Origin of the sequence: Micromonospora sonneratiae (assembly GCF_042679305.1) — a bacterium.
In the GTDB taxonomy this organism is placed as follows: domain Bacteria; phylum Actinomycetota; class Actinomycetes; order Mycobacteriales; family Micromonosporaceae; genus Micromonospora_H; species Micromonospora_H sonneratiae.
Genome location: NZ_JBHTMP010000002.1, coordinates 112321 through 130132, shown reverse-complemented (window position 1 = coordinate 130132; position 17812 = coordinate 112321). Strand labels below are relative to the sequence as shown.

General features: G+C 65.9%; 13 protein-coding genes. 4 read left to right on the top strand and 9 right to left on the bottom strand.

From position 1 onward, the window contains the following. Positions 1 to 71 precede the first annotated feature (71 nt). The 3 genes from ACFQ4H_RS02485 (at position 72) to ACFQ4H_RS02475 (ending at position 3292) form a co-directional block, all read left to right on the top strand. Positions 72 to 929, top strand: a complete 858-nt coding sequence (locus ACFQ4H_RS02485; RefSeq protein ID WP_377566445.1) for a F510_1955 family glycosylhydrolase — start codon at positions 72 to 74, stop codon at positions 927 to 929. A 68-nt stretch (positions 930 to 997) separates the two neighbouring features. Further along, a complete protein-coding gene (locus tag ACFQ4H_RS02480; protein WP_377566443.1) occupies positions 998 to 1450 on the top strand; it encodes an ATP synthase subunit B family protein in 453 nt (150 codons plus the stop codon). Positions 1451 to 1585: 135 nt separating this feature from the next. Further along, positions 1586 to 3292 (top strand): proline--tRNA ligase, encoded by a 1707-nt coding sequence (locus ACFQ4H_RS02475; RefSeq protein WP_377566441.1) that lies wholly within the window; start codon positions 1586 to 1588, stop codon positions 3290 to 3292. A 539-nt stretch (positions 3293 to 3831) separates the two neighbouring features. Here the strand turns inward: ACFQ4H_RS02475 and ACFQ4H_RS02470 are convergent. From ACFQ4H_RS02470 to ACFQ4H_RS02440, 7 genes are all read right to left on the bottom strand, one after another. Beyond that, complete coding sequence (locus tag ACFQ4H_RS02470; RefSeq protein ID WP_377566439.1) at positions 3832 to 4209, bottom strand: hypothetical protein; 378 nt, start codon at positions 4207 to 4209, stop codon at positions 3832 to 3834. A gap of 643 nt (positions 4210 to 4852) precedes the next feature. Further along, positions 4853 to 6280 carry a WD40 repeat domain-containing protein gene (locus ACFQ4H_RS02465; RefSeq protein ID WP_377566437.1) on the bottom strand — a complete coding sequence of 476 codons (1428 nt, stop codon included), beginning with the start codon at positions 6278 to 6280 and terminating at the stop codon, positions 4853 to 4855. Further along, on the bottom strand, positions 6277 to 6798 hold the full coding sequence (locus ACFQ4H_RS02460; RefSeq protein ID WP_377566435.1) for a SigE family RNA polymerase sigma factor: 522 nt from the start codon (positions 6796 to 6798) through the stop codon (positions 6277 to 6279). The genes ACFQ4H_RS02465 and ACFQ4H_RS02460 overlap by 4 nt, the downstream gene beginning before the upstream one ends. A 214-nt stretch (positions 6799 to 7012) precedes the next feature. Further along, positions 7013 to 9856: an RHS repeat-associated core domain-containing protein gene (locus tag ACFQ4H_RS02455; protein WP_377566433.1), complete on the bottom strand. Its 2844-nt coding sequence runs from the start codon at positions 9854 to 9856 to the stop codon at positions 7013 to 7015. Positions 9857 to 9859: 3 nt separating this feature from the next. Further along, complete coding sequence (locus ACFQ4H_RS02450) at positions 9860 to 13153, bottom strand: DUF6531 domain-containing protein (protein ID WP_377566431.1); 3294 nt, start codon at positions 13151 to 13153, stop codon at positions 9860 to 9862. A gap of 430 nt (positions 13154 to 13583) precedes the next feature. Then, the gene (locus ACFQ4H_RS02445; protein ID WP_377566429.1) at positions 13584 to 13883 is read right to left on the bottom strand and encodes a hypothetical protein; all 300 of its coding nucleotides are present in this window, start codon (positions 13881 to 13883) and stop codon (positions 13584 to 13586) included. Beyond that, on the bottom strand, positions 13870 to 14832 hold the full coding sequence (locus ACFQ4H_RS02440) for a DUF3825 domain-containing protein (RefSeq protein ID WP_377566427.1): 963 nt from the start codon (positions 14830 to 14832) through the stop codon (positions 13870 to 13872). The genes ACFQ4H_RS02445 and ACFQ4H_RS02440 overlap by 14 nt, the downstream gene beginning before the upstream one ends. Positions 14833 to 14956: 124 nt before the next feature. Between ACFQ4H_RS02440 and ACFQ4H_RS02435 the strand changes: the two genes are divergently transcribed. Beyond that, entirely contained in the window at positions 14957 to 16030 is a 1074-nt protein-coding gene (locus tag ACFQ4H_RS02435; protein ID WP_377566425.1) for an IS630 family transposase, read from the top strand. A gap of 20 nt (positions 16031 to 16050) precedes the next feature. Here ACFQ4H_RS02435 and ACFQ4H_RS02430 read toward each other — a convergent pair whose 3' ends face one another. Both ACFQ4H_RS02430 and ACFQ4H_RS02425 read right to left on the bottom strand, forming a co-directional pair. Then, complete coding sequence (locus ACFQ4H_RS02430; RefSeq protein ID WP_377566423.1) at positions 16051 to 16194, bottom strand: hypothetical protein; 144 nt, start codon at positions 16192 to 16194, stop codon at positions 16051 to 16053. Positions 16195 to 16223: 29 nt separating this feature from the next. Beyond that, the gene (locus tag ACFQ4H_RS02425) at positions 16224 to 16949 is read right to left on the bottom strand and encodes a hypothetical protein (RefSeq protein WP_377566421.1); all 726 of its coding nucleotides are present in this window, start codon (positions 16947 to 16949) and stop codon (positions 16224 to 16226) included. Positions 16950 to 17812 lie beyond the last annotated feature (863 nt).

The following is a 17812-nucleotide window of genomic DNA, read 5'->3' as shown; positions in this document are numbered from 1 at the left end:
CCGGGCCGGGCAGTTGTACGGCATCCGGCAGTTGTACGGCGTCGGACGATCACGTCGCGAAGGAGTGAGTTGTGCCTATCCGGCAACAGAACCGTGGGAAGCGACTTCCTACCAGGATCGGCATCGGCCTACTGGGCCTGGCCATGCTGGCGACGGCAGCATGTCAGAGCACGGCTGTCGATTCCGCAGGATCGGACGGGTTCGGACACGTGCACGGAATCGCCGTCAACCCTGGTGACGGGCGGCTCTATGTCGCGACCCACCACGGAGTGTTCCGGGTTTCAGCCGCCGAACCGGCGAAACGGGTGGGCAACGGCAAACAGGACACGATGGGTTTCGCCATCGCCGGAGCTGACCGGTTCCTCGCCTCCGGCCACCCCGCCCCCGGCGAAGGCGGGCCGGCGCACCTCGGGTTGATCGAATCGACCGACGCAGGGCACAACTGGCGGACTCTGTCGCTGGCCGGGAAGGCCGACTTCCACGCCCTGCGGGTGGCGCAGGGCATCGTCTACGGACTGGACTCCACCACCGCGTCGCTGATGGCCAGCACCGATCGGGTCAACTGGCAGGTCCGCTCGACGGTCGAGACGAACGACCTCGCCGTCGACCCCGGTCGGGCCGAGACGCTTCTTGCCGCAACCGATCAGGGGGTACGGCGATCCGGCGACGGTGGCCGTACCTGGTCGTCGGCCAGCGGTCCCGCCCTGCGACTGCTCCACTGGTCGGAGCCCACGCAGTTGTGGGCGGTCGCTCCGGACGGCCAGATCCTACGCTCGACCGACGGGGGTGCCGCCTGGTCGACGACCGGTGGTCGCGTACCGAACGCCCCGGCCGCCTTCACCGTCGACGGCGGCACGATGTATGTGGCCACTGAGGACGCCAAGCTGCTGCGCAGCACCGACACCGGGGCCACCTGGCAGGCGATGTAACACTGTCGGCACCTCCCTTGACCCCGCCTGCAAATCTGAACCTCGACTGCCGAGGTCGAGGAGGAACGATGTCCCTCAGGTCCTTTTCGATACTGTTGGTCGGGCTCGGCATCGGTACCGCTGGCGGCGGCTACCTCGGCTCGGTCGCCATCTGGCCCGGCGTCGTCATCACCCTGGTCGGCATGGCGCTCTCCTTCGTCGGGCCGGGTAGGGACCTGTCCGCGCCGGAGACCACGGGTCGGTCCGAGACCGAACGGCCGACGATGGCCAACCTTGGCACCAGGGTCGAACAGATCCTCAGCCTGGCTGAAAGACAGGCCGACGACGTCACGGACGCCGCCAGGGTCGAGGCGGAGCGGATCCTCGCCGATGCCCGGTCGACGGCGCGCGCCCTCCTGGACGAGGCAGCTGGACGCACTACTGCGTCGCCGTCCTCGGAAAGTTGGCGGACAGGACCGGGCAGCGCACCGACGAAGTCGGACAATCCGTTGGCTGGCGGGGATCCTGACCGGCCAGCCTGAGCGTGGGTAGCGACCCGCGTCGTTCCGACGAGGGTCCGGCCCCGGCCCGGTTCGCCGCACTAAAATCCGGTTTGCTCCACGCGTACCCCGGCCGATGATGGCCTGACCCTGAACCTCTAACGAGAGCTACCCATCATGCGCTGGTCTCAGATGCACATACCGACCCTGCGGGAGGATCCGACAGAGGCGGATGCGCCGAGCCATCGGCTTCTACTCCGAGCGGGTTACATCCGCCAGTTGATGGCGGGCCACTACTCACTGCTGCCACTGGCGGTACGGGTACGGTCGAAAATCATCGACGTGATCCGCGAGGAGATGAACCGGATCGGGTCCCAGGAGTTCTCCCTGCCGGCGCTGCACCCCGCCGAGATCTGGCGCAGGAGTGGCCGGTGGGACATCATGGGCGAGGAGATGTTCCGGCTGCGTGACCGCAGGGGTGCTGACCTGGCCCTCGGCATGACGCACGAGGAGATCTTCACGACGCTGGCGCTGGAGTTGAACTCCTACCGCGACCTCCCGCAGATGTGGTACCAGTTCCAGACCAAGTTCCGGGACGAGCCCCGCCCCAAGGCCGGGCTGATGCGGACCCGGGAGTTCACGATGAAGGACTCCTACAGCTTCGACCTGGCCCCGGAGGGTCTGGACCGGTCCTTCGACCTGCACCACGAGGCGTACGTCCGGATCTTCTCCCGGCTGGGGATCTCGGCCATCCCGGTGGAGGCGTCCAGCGGCAGCATGGGCGGCGCGGCCTCGACGGAGTTCATGTTCCCCTCGGCGGTGGGCGAGGACTTCGTGGTGCACTGCGCTGCCTGCGAGTACGCGGCCAACACGGAGAAGGCGACCGCACGGCTGGAGCCGAGCACCGACGACGAGGGCCTCGCCGTCCCGGAACGGTTCGACACCCCGGGCGTACGCACCATCGACGACCTCGCCGTACGGTTCGGCGCCCCCGGCGACCGGCAGGTCAAGACGCTGGTATTCGTCCTGGACGACCAGTTGACGCTCGTACTGCTGCGCGGCGACCACGTGCTGAGCGAACAGAAGCTCGCCGACGCGACCGGGGCGACTACCCTGCGTCCGGCACACGCGGACGAGATCCGGGCCGCCCTGGGGGCCTCGCCGGGCAGCCTGGGCGCGGTCGGGGTGACCGATCTGCCGATCCTCGCCGACGAGGCACTACGCGGCCGGCGGAACATGTTCACCGGCGCGAACATCGACGACGTACACCTGCGGGGCGTCGACGTCGACCGGCACATCTCCGTCGGCACCTGGGCCGACCTGCGGGAGGTGGCTGCCGGCGAGCCGTGCGTACGCTGCGGACAGCCGCTACAGGTCCAGCGGGCGATCGAGGTCGGCCACATCTTCAAGCTGGGCTACAAGTACAGTGACGCGCTCGACGCGACGGTGCTCGACCCGACCGGTGCCCGTACCAGGGTCATCATGGGCAGTTACGGGATCGGTGTGGAACGCGCCATGGCCGCAATCATCGAGGGGCACCACGACGACAGGGGCATCGTCTGGCCGATGCCCGTCGCCCCGTTCCACGTCGCGGTCGTGGTCGCCCAGTCCGACAACACAACCGTCGCCGAGGCCGGCGAGCAGATCTACCAGCAACTCCTCGCAGAACGGGTCGAGGTGATCATCGACGACCGTGCGGAGCGGGCCGGAGTGAAGTTCCGCGACGTCGAACTCGTCGGCATTCCGCTACGGATCACGGTCGGCAAACGGACCCTGGCCGACGGCGTCGTCGAGTTCACCGATCGGGCCAGCGGCCAGACCGATCGGATCCCGCTGGACCAGGTGGTCGAACACGTACGGAAGGCAGTCGACCTGGCGAGATAGCGGTACGGCAGACACAACAACCTGCCGCCCTGCCCGCCGAACGCGGGCAGGGCGGTGGCCGTTCATGGGGGGGTATCCCCCCGCACCAGCAGCCCCGCTACACCGACCACAGTTCGTCAGGTGCCCTGTCCGCCAGCAGGTCACGTCGCCCCGAACACGACGAGCACTCGTGGGCGCTCATAGGTCTCTGGTCACAGGTAAGCTGGGCACTCGCTCCCTCGTAGCTCAGGGGATAGAGCAACGGTTTCCTAACACGCAGCTCCGCCCGTGTCCGCAGACAGATGACCTGCGGCTTTCCGTTTTCCTGTCTACGTGGGCCGGTCGCAGCGGGCTGTTGCTGTGCTCGCGTACTGAAGGTCGGTAAGAGGGCTGCGGGTTTTGGTAAACCCATCGTCAAAAGCCTTCGCCGCCGTAGGTTCGCCGATCGCATGGAATGTGCGTGCAACTTCGCTGTGGGCAGGGTCGACCGACCTATCTGGGTTATTCCACGCCACGGCTGAGCACCGAAGTAGCAATACGACTCCGGAGGGCCTCGTCGGTTATCTCAGACAAGAGCTTTCGAGCCAGGTTAGCAATCCATCCTGAGTTTGCCTGCAACGCGTTGATGAGTGCGTCCAACTCCTGTACACCAGCCAGGTGGCGTCTAACGGAGCGAGTTCGGCGGGCAGCGGCACTGTCGAGAGCGCCCAGAAATCCTTCCGTTTCAGGGCGCGTTCACATTCGGCAATTGCGCGCCGCGCCTGCCCCGCGATTTCAGCTGCGTCCAGCCCGGCGGCAGCGGCGACCGCACCAACCCACCCTCGTAGGCGATCGGCGCTATCGACAGTGATCGCATCTGTATAGCCACCAATCGTTACGTGGTCGGCGCCGAGTGCAGCGATCGGGATGCCGAGGCTACTGTAATGCCAGGTCGCCATGGTGGGCTTGATAGGTTTCGTCGATAGCGCTGCGACCGCCTTGAGTAGGGGCCGTTCCCAGCCAGCCCGTTCAATCGGCTCGAACTTGGATCGCCCCAGCGAGATCTCACTGGGGTCCGTCCGCTCGAGGGAGCCCACACGCAAGGCTTTGGATGGCCTCCCATCCTCAGCCGAGTTGGCCGAGGATGGGAGCCTATGCGGCGTCGCGTAATGGCAGGGCGGCGAGACGGTACGGATTATCGCCGCTGGTTGTGATGGTGCGGCGGCTGGTGAAGCCTGCGGTCGCACCTCTCAACGTCAGGTCGGAGTTGTCCGCGAGGATGGCGGCGCGCGCCTGCTGTAGCACGGCAATCAGTTGGTCGGTGGACCAGTGTCGGGTTCCGCGCCGCCGTCATCGTCGATGATCTACATATACGCGAACGGCTGCTTGCCCGTTCGGCTCGTAGTACTGGCGGCGTCAGCTCAGGGCCATTGCAGTCTAGGGATGCCGCTGGTCACGGCGGCGATGAGGTCGTGTGGTCGGCGGTTAATACGTCTGGTGACGCGAGCGATGTCGGCCTCGCCGCTGGTGTGGTGGTAGCTGATCGCAGTGTTGCGATGACGGCGGGTCCGGTGCCGGTCCGGATCCCAGTCCAGCAAGACCCTACGCCGTCCCGACTGTTCTCCTGCGGCGGCGTTTTCTGCGGATGATTAAGTTTGTCAGGAGTATTCCCGCGATGACTAGAACCCCGACGAGCACCAGGCCAGCGATCTTGAGGTACATCCGGTACTCCGGCCCCATACCGCCGGGCGGCATCTTGCCGGGGTGGGTACGGCCGCTGGCGATCACCTCGTCGGCGATGTCGACACCATGCATCTGTTCCCCCGTGCCGGTAAGCAGCCCCCGGATGTCGCTGCCGGACAGGGCCACCACGTCCGTCCGGTACTCGGTCCATCCGCCGAAGGTGATGCCGTCTTCTACGCCGAAACCAACCACCTTCGTACCCGGCCTGGGATGATAGCGGGCCACCACAGCCGCCCCGTCCGGTGCCCAGCCCAACAGGCGCAGCGCGACCAGCCCCGCCTGCTCAGCGAAGGGCTTCGCCGCCAGATCCGCTCCGGAGCTGGGATCCACGATGCGCAACAGCCACTTGGACGCGTACGCATCACCCGTACAGCAGCGCCGCTGGGTCACCAGCGTCAACCCGCGACCGTCCGGCGTCCACGCGCCCTTACCGGCGAGCTGGGTGTCGTCGGGCACGGTGAACTGGCTTCGCCCCTCGCTGCCGATCGTCACCACGGTGACGGTTCTCCCCGACTGGTAGGCGAGCATACGGCCGTCCGGGCTGAACGCCGCCAGCCAGCCGTAGAAAAGCGTTCGTGGATCAACATCGGCAACCGTGGTGAGCTGGTTGGCGGCCAACTCCCACACCGCCAGCACCGTCCGGGTCGCGGGGTGAGCCTCGACCGAGCCATCCCACTGCCGCACGTACCGGCCTTTGAGACCGACAACGGCCAGCCGGTCACCATCCCTGGACCAGGCAACCGGGAAGGTGTCCTCGGTGCCACCGACGGTAGGCAGGCCACGAGTCTTTCCCGTACGCAGGTCCACAAGTTGGTTGGGCGTGGCCACGAGGTCGCCGTCGCCGGAGAGTATCGACTCCTCTCCAGCCCGGGTGCCCCAGCCGTCGGACAGCAGGCGATATTCGTCGGTACCCGCCGAGACCGCCGCCACTGTGCCCGTGCTCACCGGCTCGTACCACCAGTTCTCACTGGTGAAGATCATCGAGGCGGCGCCCAGCGGGCGGCGCTGTACCGACCAGCCACCCCACTGTGGCGTGCCGACCCGGTCCGGCAACGACAAAGCCTCGGACGCTCCGGCCGCAGCCCCGACCGGTCTCGACTGGCCCCGCCAGCCGACCAGCCGGGGTGCCATAACAACACCAAGCACCAGCACCAAAACCACCCCAGCCGCGACAATCGCCCGATGCCGCCGCCGCAGACCGGCCTCGGCGACCAAACCCTCATATGAGACGTACGCCGGCACCCCGGCCACGTTGTCCCGCATCGCCTCCGTCAGTTTGCTGGTCACCTGCCCACCTCCTCGACAATCTGCCCAAAGTCCAGCAGATGCGGCGCCACCAGACGCAGCCGTGCCAGCCCCTCATGGCCGTACCGTTTGACCGCTCCAACGCTGCAGTTGAGCACCACAGCCGTATCGGCCTCGGTCAGGTCCTCGTAGTACCGCAGCACCAGGACCGCACGCTGCCTCGGTGACAGTGCCGCCAGTGCCGCGTCCAGGCTGATTCGCAACGCCAACGTCGGGCACTGGTCTGCCGACATCGGTTCGGGCACCTGCCCGGTCAATACCTCTGGTATCCGTCTCCGGCGTCGACCGGAGAGGTAGAGGTGGTAGATGACCTGCCGAATGTAGGCTTCCGGGCCGTTGGCACCCACCTTCTTCCAGTGCCGCAGCACCCGCATCATCGCCGACTGGAGCAGATCCTCCGCCAGGTGATGGTCACCAGTCAGCAGGTAGGCGGCCCGGGAGAGCGATCCGCCTCGAGCAGCCATAAACTCCCGAAGCCCCGGGTACTGCTCGTCCGTCATCTGGCACCTCCGTCCTATAAATACGCCCCCACCGCCGCTGACGGTTGGGGGCGCCCCACGGAGACCTAAATCACACCTTAAAGCGGTCAGGGCAGACACCTTAACCGAGCAAACGTTACGGAGCCGGCCCCACAGCGACCTGCCGCTGTGGGGCCGGGATCCATCACTTCGATCGGTTGGCCGGGTGGCTACGGGCTAAGGGCCGACCGACGCGTCACCAGGCGTGGTAGTACCGGTAGTGGTATGTCCCCCACCCCACTGCTGTCCACTTGTCCTGGATTGGCCACCAGATGCCGAAGAACCGGTACGAGTCCGTGTCCTGCCAGTAGCGCCGAGAACTCTGGTAGATCTGTAGCCACTTGGTATTCCCACTCCTAGGGCAGGGCCAGAGGCCACACCGGGAGCGTGCGATCTTGAGTGGCCACCAGTGCATATTGATGACCCGGCCGCAGTTAGGCCATCGACATGTATCGCCCTTGCCGCTCAGGTCGGTGCAGCCGATCGGATCACCGGAGCAGTACTCATAGGGATTCGCGCTACCGCCCTGGACCGGGTCCTGAGACAGGAACCGACCGGTGTACGGGTTGTAGAGCCGGATTCCCATGAGTACGAGACCCGCCGGGGTGTCGGCAGCCCGTTGCTTGGCACCGAGCCAACCATACCGTTGGACCCCGGTCACCCCCTCGTCCCGGGCGAGCCCGTGCTCGTTGAACTCGCTGACCGCAGAAAGGCCTTCCGCGTTGCCCTGCACCGATGCGACGACGTCACCGTGCAGGTTGCCGATCCGCCAGCGGATCTCGCCGGTGCCGCTGTCGAAGTCACCGGCGACGCCCGCGACCCCGTCGACCGGTCTGGTGTAGCGGGCCGGTGTCTCCTGGGTCCAGGACGGGTTGTCGTCGTCCCCGTCGTAGTGGTGGGTTGACTGGACGATGGTTCCGGACCGGTCGTCCGACCAGCTACGGAGCCGTTCACCGGTGACGTCGACGGTGTATGTGGCTGAGCCACCCGCACCTTGGCTGATCGACTGGACAAAGCCGTTGACGTGGTAGGCCAACGTCACGGCCGCTCCGGAGTTCGCCGTGTCCGCTGCGGGCAGCGTCGTGGTCCGGCCCAGCGCATCGTAGGCGTATCCGCTGGCGACCGAGAGCCGGTCGGCCTGGTCGTAGGACCAGGTGACGTTGCGCAGCACGACGTCGGTGGCGCAGCCACCGTTGGCGTTCGCCGCGTAGGTCGTCCACCCGGTGCGGTTTGACGCCGTGTCGAGTGTGTATCGCTGACTGACGCAGATGTCGTTGCGGGTGGTGCTGCTGCCGGTCAGTCGGCCTGCCGGGTCGTACGTGTAGCTGCTCCGCGAGAGCGTCGAGACGTTCTCCCGTACCTGTCGGTGGATCGACGACATGCTGGTCTCGAGGAACAAGGTGCAGTCCTCCGCAGCACACCCCGGCTTGGTGTAGGCCACCCTGCTGGGGGTACCCGTCTCGTCCGTGGCCCGGGTGACCACGATTCCGTTCGGCCAGGTCTCCGACGACAGGTTGCCGTCGGCGTCGTAACTGGCCCCGAAGGTACCGGCCTGGGCATCGACAACCGAGGTCAGCAGCCCACGGCGTTCACCGCCACCGTCGTACGTGTAGTTCCGGGCGGCCTTCCCATCGTCCGTCGTCGCTACTCGTCCCCGCAGGTCGTACGCCTTGGTGGCAGTGGCCCCATCGGCGTCGGTGTAAGACACGAGCCGACCCAGGCCGTCGTAGCCTCGGACAATCTCGGCGGTGACCGAGCCACCCGTCACCGACTGGGTACGGGTCAGCAGCCCGGTGGCCGGGTCGTAGACATTCCGTTCGGTCGGTACCGGAGTACCGAGCGCGGCCGGCGCGCTCACCGTCTTCTCGTGAATCCGTCCGGCAGCGTCGTACGTCGTGGTGGTGGTTCGCAACGTCGTGGTGGCGACCTTCTCGGTTACCACCCGTGGCTGGCCGAACATGTCGTACATGGTGACCTTGGCCGGCAGGTCCGGTCCGCTGGTCGCCTGTCCGCCGGCCTCCTCCCGGCATGGCATGGCCACCCACTCCGGCCGGTTGTCGCACTCGCTGTAGCCGGAGCCGACCCCGGCCCGGTAGTAGACCACCTTGCGGGTAGCCGGGGTGGTGACGCTGGTGCCGCCGGCTGGGTTGGTGGTAAGGGTGACATGGCCGGTCACCGGGTCGTACCGGGTACGGGTGGTGAGCGCGAGCCCGCCCGCGTCCACCGTTTCAACCGTCGGTTGTTCGAGGTCCCAGTCGTAGGCGGTGGTGCTGGTCCGGACGTCGAAGTCGCCGAATGTGCCGTCGCTGTTCCACACCCGGACCATCTCGTCCTTCGTGGTAACCAGGTTGTACGGCTCCGCGCTTGCCGGCGCGCCCTGGTCGTAGGTGTACTTGATGCGCTTGCGGCCCCGAACAGTTTCGCCGTTGGGCAGCATCACGTCATGCTCCGGATCGAGCGTGCTGTCCAGGCGCTGCCCGTCAATGGAGTAGACGCTGAGGCTGGAATGGCTACGCGCGATCACGGTCTCGGCTGCTGCGTCGTCGTCGGGACGGGCATCCAGTGCCCGTGCGCGGTTAGCGGCAGTCAGGGACCGGATCGCGTTGCCCCGTGTGTCGTACCAGGTGGTGGCGATGTGACCGCCCGGTTTGGCGGTGTTCACCGAGCGTGCGTTGGCGTCCATGTAGGTGACGGTTGCCCGCTCGTACGAGGTGGGCAGCACCCCACCCGCCGGGTTGCCAGTGGGCACCTGATCGGCGGGGAAGACCGCCGTGGCGTCGGTGGGCTGCTCGGTCTGCCCCCACCGGTTGGTCTGCGCCGGCGACAGGTCGTACGGCGCACTCGCGCCCGACACGGGAACCTTGTAGACGACCGTTTCCACCGACGTGCCAGCCGCCAGTGCGGATCGGCTCATCCGGTGCAGCCGGCCCTTGCCGGGGTCGTTCGGGACGGTGGTGTAGGACAGCTCCCACGGTTCCTGCCCCTTGGGCTTCACCGTCTTGAGGATGCCGTCCGGGTTGTAGTCGTAAGTGACCCACACGTGTCAGAGCGTGCCGCTGTCGTTCCAGTCCAGCCGTGGGTCCCACACCGCCCGCAGCTTGCCGGTGTTGTCGTAGGTGTAGCGGGCCATCGTCACCGTTCGTACCGCCGGTGTCGTCAGGTCCGGGTCCCACGCAGTGAAGGAGACCTCCTGCAGCCGCCCGACATGGTCACCCCAGGCGGATTCGGTGGTGCCGGTGGCGGTGGTCGTGGTGGCGTAGGTGAAGTTGACCGCCCGGCACCCGCGGGTGACGGTCACGCAGGTGACCCCCTCGGCCACGGCGGCAAGCAGCCGGGTCGGACGGATCACCTCCTGGTTCCCGATTGTGACCTTCTCCCAGCTCAGTGTGGTTATCTGGCCGGCCGGCACGGTGACCGACGTCGGAAAGTACGCGCCGGCAGCGGTGCCGGCGAGTCGGGTGAAGACGACCACGCTGCCGTCGGAGTTGGTGAGGGTATATGCGTCGTTGGCGCTGGCGTAGACAAGCTTGAGCGACTCATGCCCGATTTCGGCGTCGTAGCTGGACGTGCTGCGTGCGGTGAACCCGATCGTGTTGCCCTCCCGAGTGCCAACCTGCACCAGGGAGCCGTACACGTGCAGTGAGGTGTAAGGGGAGTCGGCCCGTTCCACCTCGACGCTGGACACCCAGCCTGGACCGAACATGTTGGCTGTGTCCGTGTCGGTGGCGCGCCGGGTGTTGTAGGACCGGCTCACGACGAGACTGCTCTCGAACGAGCTGGCCGCGACGTCGGTGTCGGTGAGGGTGAAGTTGCCGGTGATCAGGTTGACCGCTCCGGGGCCGATCGCCTCGGCTGGCGCGGTGGCCAGGGTGCGGTCAAAGGAGATCTTGATGGCTGGGGACGTGCCGGTGCTGAAGACCGCACGCACCTGCAACGGGCCGTCCCGGGGCACGGACTGGGCGTCGGCCGCCGCCAAGGTCGCCTCCACGTCCCAGTTGATCTTCGCGAACTCGCCGTTGCCGGTGGTCGTGACCGGCCAGGTAACTGGTCCGCCGCCTGCGGCGAGGGTGACGTGGCCGGTGGGGATGTCGGTCCATGCGTCGACGTCAGCCCGCCGCCATTGGTACGTCACGCTGGTTGCGGTGGCCTTGCCCGTGGCGGTCAGCGCTGCCTTGGCAGCGGTGATGTCGCCCTCCTTCGGAGAAGTCACCGCACCGCCGACCCCCACCCCTACCGAGAACGAGTACGTCTGGATGGCCGAGACGTTTCCGGCCCGGTCCCGCGACCGTACATAGAGGACTTGCGGCCCCACAGTACTCGGAGTGATCGAGGCAGTCGCGTTCGCGCCGAGGCTCGACGTCGTCACCGACTTGTCCGGCGGGTTGACGTTGAGACCATACTCGTAGGCGGCGATGTCGGCGGTGCCGTTGGCGCCGAAGGTAAAGCTGCCTGCGGTGCCCGCGTCGCCGGCCCAGTCGTTCGTCGGGTAGTCGGTCGAGGAGACAGTGGGCAGGGTCGACGGGGCAGTGGTGTCGACAATGAAGGCACAGTAGCCGGTCCACGGACCGTCAACCACACCGTCGTTGCCTTGCACCCGCCACGAGTACGTGCCGTTCTCAGTGAAGACACCGGCTGGCACCGTGGCCGACTGCCAGGACCCGGCAGCGGCGGGGCCCACCGTGGCGGCGCCGAGCGAGGTGCCCCCGCCCGTGAGCCATTCGAACTTGGCTCGGACCTGTGACCCCTCGGCGTCGTTGATCTGTGCCTGCAACTTGGGCGTCGTCGTGTTGACGTACGGCAGGTTCGATCCAGTCACACACGAGGTCGAGGGCACGGTCACCCGCGATCCCACGGTCGGGTACGACGTATACGTGACAATCAGCTTTGTCTGGTTGGTGTAGAACTTCTTCCAGCGATTCTGCGTAGTCTCATACTCACCGGCCTCGTTGCACGCGCACATCCCGACGGTGTAGAGCGACGAGCCGTTGTTGGCTGCCTGCCGTACATCGGTGGTGAGGCTCGCTCCCTCCCAGGTCATGGTCATGTCCGGCTGGTTCGCCCCGCAACCGCCGCTCTTGTTGGCGTTCCCCTCGGCCGAGTCGAGCCAGACCCCGGAGGGTAGGGGCCGAGTCGACCAGGCCATCCGGGCACCACTGGCGACCGTGATGCCGCTCGTACGGTAGAGATGCGTCCAGGTCGGTTCGCATGCCCAGGAGTGCCAGAGCCTTGCGGTCACCTGCGCCGACTGTACGTACTTCCCCTTAATCGCCGAGGTGTCGAAGTCGAAGTACGACCGGTAGAGCGCACTGTCGAACGAGTTCTGGCCGACCCAGGCATAGCCGCCGAGGTCCCAGTTGCTGTTGATCGAGTTGGAATACGCCCACTTGCTCGACGTGACGGTCCACGACGGGTCCACGTACACCGGGTACACCGTCTCCGCGCTGGCCAGCATCGCCTCGTCCGGCGTCAGTTCGAGTCTGCCGCCATTTACCCGCGTCTGCACGCCGCCGACCTTGGCCCCGTCGCCGGCCGTCGTGGCCGAGGAACGCTGCGCTCCCGGATCCGGCTGTGGCCGGCCGACCGTCCGGTCGGAGCCGGTGAGCGTGTCGTCGCCCGGCTGCCACAACAGGGGTTGGGCAGAGTCCCACATAACGGCCGCGGGAGCCGTCGCCAGCGTCCGTCCGGCGTCGGTGGCACGCAGCGAACCGTCACCCGCAGTGGCGACCTGCGCATCGCCCCCGAGTTGGAGGTTAAGCCGCCCCGCACTGGTGCGGGCCGCCTCCGGGGTCTTGATGACCCACACGTGGCTGAAACCGGTCGTGGTGGCTCTGGCCACCAGGTCAACCCCGGGTACGACCTCCGGGTAGGTGGCCGACGCGCCCTCGACCACCGGCTTCGGTAACGCACCCTGCCAGGTCAGGGTCATCGACTTCCCGGCACTCCGAAGTTCCACCAGGGGCCTGTCGCCACCGGGGGAGAATTTGACGTCGGCCACCGACACGGCTGGCCGCAGCACACCGTCGGGGGCGGTGACCAGCGACAGGTTCAGGTCCTTCCACGACCCGTCACCCATGCGGGCACGTTGGGGCTCCACCGCCGACTCGAACGTCACGGTGCCGTCCGGGTTGGCGACCGCCGTGGCAAACTCCGTCGTGGCGTCCAGGATCCGAACCTTCTTGCCGGTCATCCGCGCCGTAACCAGCGCTGCTGACTCGTCCGGTCGGTCCAGCAGCCCGCCCGGCTCCACCATCGGCGTCGGGGCAGGCTCCGCCCGAGCGGGGGACGGTACCCAGTCGGCGAGGGTAGCGGTCAACAGCACCGCCAAGCTGAGGCTCACCCAGCCGCGCCGCCCCGCCGCCGCCGTAACGTGGGGCGTCGAACCCCACGCCCAGTGTCGCACTTTCACTGACCCTCCTCGATCAATTAAGGAGTAGTCAGAGAACTACAAACAGTTGCCCAGAAGGGATCATCCCGTCAGTCTTAGAGGAGCGACCGAAAGTCTCTTGTGGATGGCGCGACGGCGTGTAGCTGAGCGATCTTCGCTGGTAATAGCATGATTACAATGAGTAGGCCCCGAAGGTTCGTAGCTACCTGAGGCAAAGATCACACATTCGACGGACTCTATGCGTTCGGCACAGTCATGATCGATTACCCGCTTGATCGGCACGGTCGGGCTGGGCCGGGAGGCAAGGTCATCATCTCGTTCCCAGAGCGTGGCGAAGCCGTCGTTCAATAGGTCGAAATGACTCACAGCATCGCCGCGTTGGTCAACGAGCGACCCATTCGACCTCAAGACCACCCAAGATCCACTCGGCGATGCCCACCGCGCTCAACGAGTGGTCACGGCAGATCGGGCCGGCCCGCCACTCCGACGCCCACTGCCATAGGTCGTCCAGGTCGTACTCCCCAGCGTGGGTGGCCAGCCATTCGTTCAAGACCCGGGAGGCCGGTCCCGTGGCTTCCTCGTTGTCTCCGACGTCCAGCTTCACCGTCCCGGACTGGTGTTTGGCCTGGCGCTCGATCGCGGGGCCGGGAGGCGTCACTTTGGTGTTCTTACGCAGCTTCATCCTCCGTGGCTGGTTGCAGCCAGTCGCTGTCAGGTCGTGCGAGAAGACGAGCATTGTTGTATGCCATCGCGGTGGTGAGGACAGTGTGGCCTCGGTAGAACTCTCCTTGCCGGGAGACCACCAGAGCGAGGTCTACCGTACTCGCATCGAGTAATGACAACGGAAGCAGCAGTTGGACTGTGTCCTGGGCCGGATACCACGTGGGCACTGCCGCCTTGTAGTTACGGCGAACCCGCGTTTCCGCCCCCTCAACAGCGCCTTTCAGTGCCATACGGGCTAGGTGCGGATTTCCCTGGAGAGATGCGGGAAAGCGGTCAATGTTGCCCTGCTCGTTGAGGATGTGACCCTCGCTCACCACAAGCTCTCTATGCCAATCGTAGATGTAGTCCGCTGGGTTCTCGGTGTAGGTCACAAAATCGGGACGTGCGGAAGGTGGAAAGTGATCCATGAAGTCACGCCCACTCTCCAGCCGCCAATCTACGAAGGTCCACGTCTTATCCGGTCGATTGGATCGCCGAAAGAGCCCGTAAATCGTCTCCTGGCGAGGAGTTGCCAATCCGGTGTTGAAGGCGGAATGGGCACCGTCGGTACTCGTTGAGATCTTTCCCTGCTGCTGCGCCCGTTCGAATGTCCACCGAATGTAGTTACGCAGGATGCGGTTACCGCCCTGCACTTCCTCCTCCAGCCCGTCCCACCGTTCGGTTTCTGCCATGCCTGCCAGGCGGTCGAAGAGGTCAGCGTCGCCAGTGCCATCCCTGAGACTTGCACCTGACCGTACGTAGCCCAAGTGCGCGTAGTCGAAGAGGGCATTCCCGGCCCCTGGTAAACCTGATGGGCGCGGAGCGCGTTGCGCGGGCGGCACGGGCGGTGATTGCGCCGCCCCATCGAAGTGCCGCTTCAGACGCGCGAGGTCGGTCGGCGACGCTGATCCTTGCTGCTCGCTGCTCATTGGGAATCGCCCTTCTTCGAAACAACACGCAACGGGTTTAGGCCTGTTGCCCACTGAACTAGTGTCGCGTAATTGAGATCTTTTACGTGGCTTGGTGTTACTTCGTGGTGGTTGACTTTGGCTCGTGGCGTTGACGCAGCAGCAGCGGGCTGAACTGTCCAGCCTGGTCGGTGACCGGCGGGTGGACGCGGTGGTGGCGGGGCGGGACGAGGGCCGCAGCGCGGAGGAGGTCGCGGTCCTGGCCGGGGTGTCGCGTCCGACGGTGAACACCTGGGTACGCCGCTACCACGCCCATGGCGTGCCAGGTCTTGCCGATCGGCCCCGGCCGGGTAAGCCTGCCGAGGTTCCCGGGTCGATACGGGCTCGGATCCTCGCGTTGACCCGGATGACACCACCGGCTGTGACCGGCCTGACGCACTGGTCGAGCCGGGAAATGGCCACCTACCTGGCCAGACACGAGAACGTCACGGTGTCGCACAACTTCATCGCCGACCTTTGGCGCGCCCACGGGCTCCAGCCGTACCGACACGGCACCTTCAAACTGTCCCGCGATCCGGCGTTCGCCGACAAGGTCGTCGACATCGTCGGCCTGTACCTGAACCCGCCCGACGGCGCGGTCATGCTCTGTGTCGACGAGAAATCGCAGGTCCAAGCCCTCGACCGCACCCAGCCGCTGCTGCCGATCGACTTCGACCGCATCGAGAAACGCACCCACGATTACGTCCGGCACGGCACCACGAACCTGTTCGCCGCCCTCGACGCCGCCACCGGGCAGATCACCGCCCGATGCTTCCCGAAACGACGAGGCAGCGAGTTCCTGGCGTTCATAAAGACGGTCGCCGCCGCGTATCCCGACCGCGAACTGCACGTGGTCGTGGACAACCTGTCCACCCACACCACCGACGAGGTGAAAGCCTGGCTCGTCAGGCATCCCCGGATCGTCTTTCACTTCACCCCCACCGGCTCCTCCTGGTTGAACATGGTCGAGATCTGGTTCAGGATCATCACCCGCCAGGCCATCCGACGCGGAACCTTCACCTCCGTGGTCCGCCTGACCAGGGCGATCAACGACTACGTCACCGCCTGGAACACCGACGCGAAGCCGTTCGTCTGGACCGCGACCCCCGGCGAGAGCCTGGCCAAGGTCCGCTGGGTCCACACCGAGGTCCGCAAACTCCTCACCAACAACGACAAGTAAAAGATCTCAATTACACGACACTAGATCAGAAGGATCTGATTATCCCCGATGCAGCAGGTGATGCCGCTTTGGGTCATGGCCCGGATCAGATTGGTGCGTCGGAAGCCGGGCTCTGCGCCATCCACACCTACCTGGTCGCCGGTGAACTGCTTGCTCTCGGGCAAGCGGCGGCATAATCGTCAGGCCTGTCGCCTCACAGCAGGGCGGCCGCGACAGCCGGCAAGGTCTCGGCGATGTTGTGCAGGCGGACGTGGGCGGCGTGCTGTGCGGTGAAGGTCCGCAGCGGTATATCGTTCGCGCCGTACCTGGCTTTGAAGCGATCGCGCAGATGCTGCGATGAGCGCGACAGCAGGTCATTGACTGTGCTGGTGCTGGTCTGCAGAAACCGCAGCGGCGCGGTTCCTGCTACCCACAACTCGGGCCGTCGACCGGAGTGGTCCATCGCAAGGTGTACGAGGTCGGCGGTCACCCCGCGTTGGCGCATCCGGTCTCCGCCGGACCATACGGCGACTTTGAACTCGGCGATGCGCCGGTCGGTTTCCAGGTCGAACGGGCGTGACGAGTCGTTACCAGGTCCCAGCGAGGGACGGTTGATGATGGTCTCGCCTTCTTCGAGGATCTGCGGGAGGGCGAGGGAGATGACGGTGGCGTGGATGACGTCACTGACACGCCCTACGTCGCGGCGCACCGCCAGGGCGGCGTGCAACAACTGCTCAGTCAAACCAGCGGCGGTAGTTGCGGCTGTGGCAGTGTTGCGGTCGGTGCCGAGCAGGGCGTGTTCCAGTGTGCTGACGGTGGTGGTGAATGGTCTGGTGCGCAGAAAAGCCACGAGGGTGGCGAACGCCGCCCCGGCCTGCTCGACGGCGATGGGCGATAAGCTGTCGTCTTGGGCGGTCAACTGACGTGGCGGCTGTCTCATGGGGCTCCGGTCCATAGCTCAAGGTTGACGTTGCCGTCCGGACATCGTTCAGGGTCGTCATGTAGCTAACCTTGATCGCCTGCACGAACATGCGTAGCACGTCGGTCGGCGCGTCCAGGTAGTCGACATCGTTGCTCAGGACGTTGATGCCCATGCCGCCGGCCCGCGACAAGGAACACACTGGAGAGCCGGCCCCGCCAGTCCAACCGGTTCCGTTGCCCGTCAGTCTCACCACTGGCGCTCACCCCGACAGCATGACGTCACCGGTCGAGCCTTGCGGCCAGCGTGGCCCGTCGGGGCATCCTCACATCTGCCCCCGAAATCCTCACCGCCCTGGCGATAGCCGGCCCTGACGCAAGCTGTCCGAACTACCTATATTGATGCGTACATCTAAATTCCGCTTATATGATGTCTAGACAGCGTAAAGATTCGACGGGTTCGACTGCCCATGTGTCCTAACTCAAGGAACCTGACGCCGGACCACCGAACCTGATGCGGGAGGTCGACGGAGCTGATGCGACGCGTCACCGCGACGGCTTCCAAGTCACCCGCGGCCAGGACCGCGTGACGGGCATGCCTGCGGGTCAGCCCGAGTACCTGCTCGACGAACGTCCGCCGCAGGCAGCTGCTGTTGACGCCGATCGACATCCTGCCCGACCGCACCGGCGAGCAGGACCCCACCCGCTTTGCGTGCTTCTGGATACCGTTACGGGCCGCGCACGTCCTGCAATCTGGCCAAGGTGCCCTCGTAGTCCTCTTCAATAAATTAGAACGCCACGTCCGCTGATCAACTCGTCCTGGCAGCGCGTTCGCAAAATGAGCCAAGCCCTCGGCCCCTACCACATCCCGCCTTCCAGCTAACT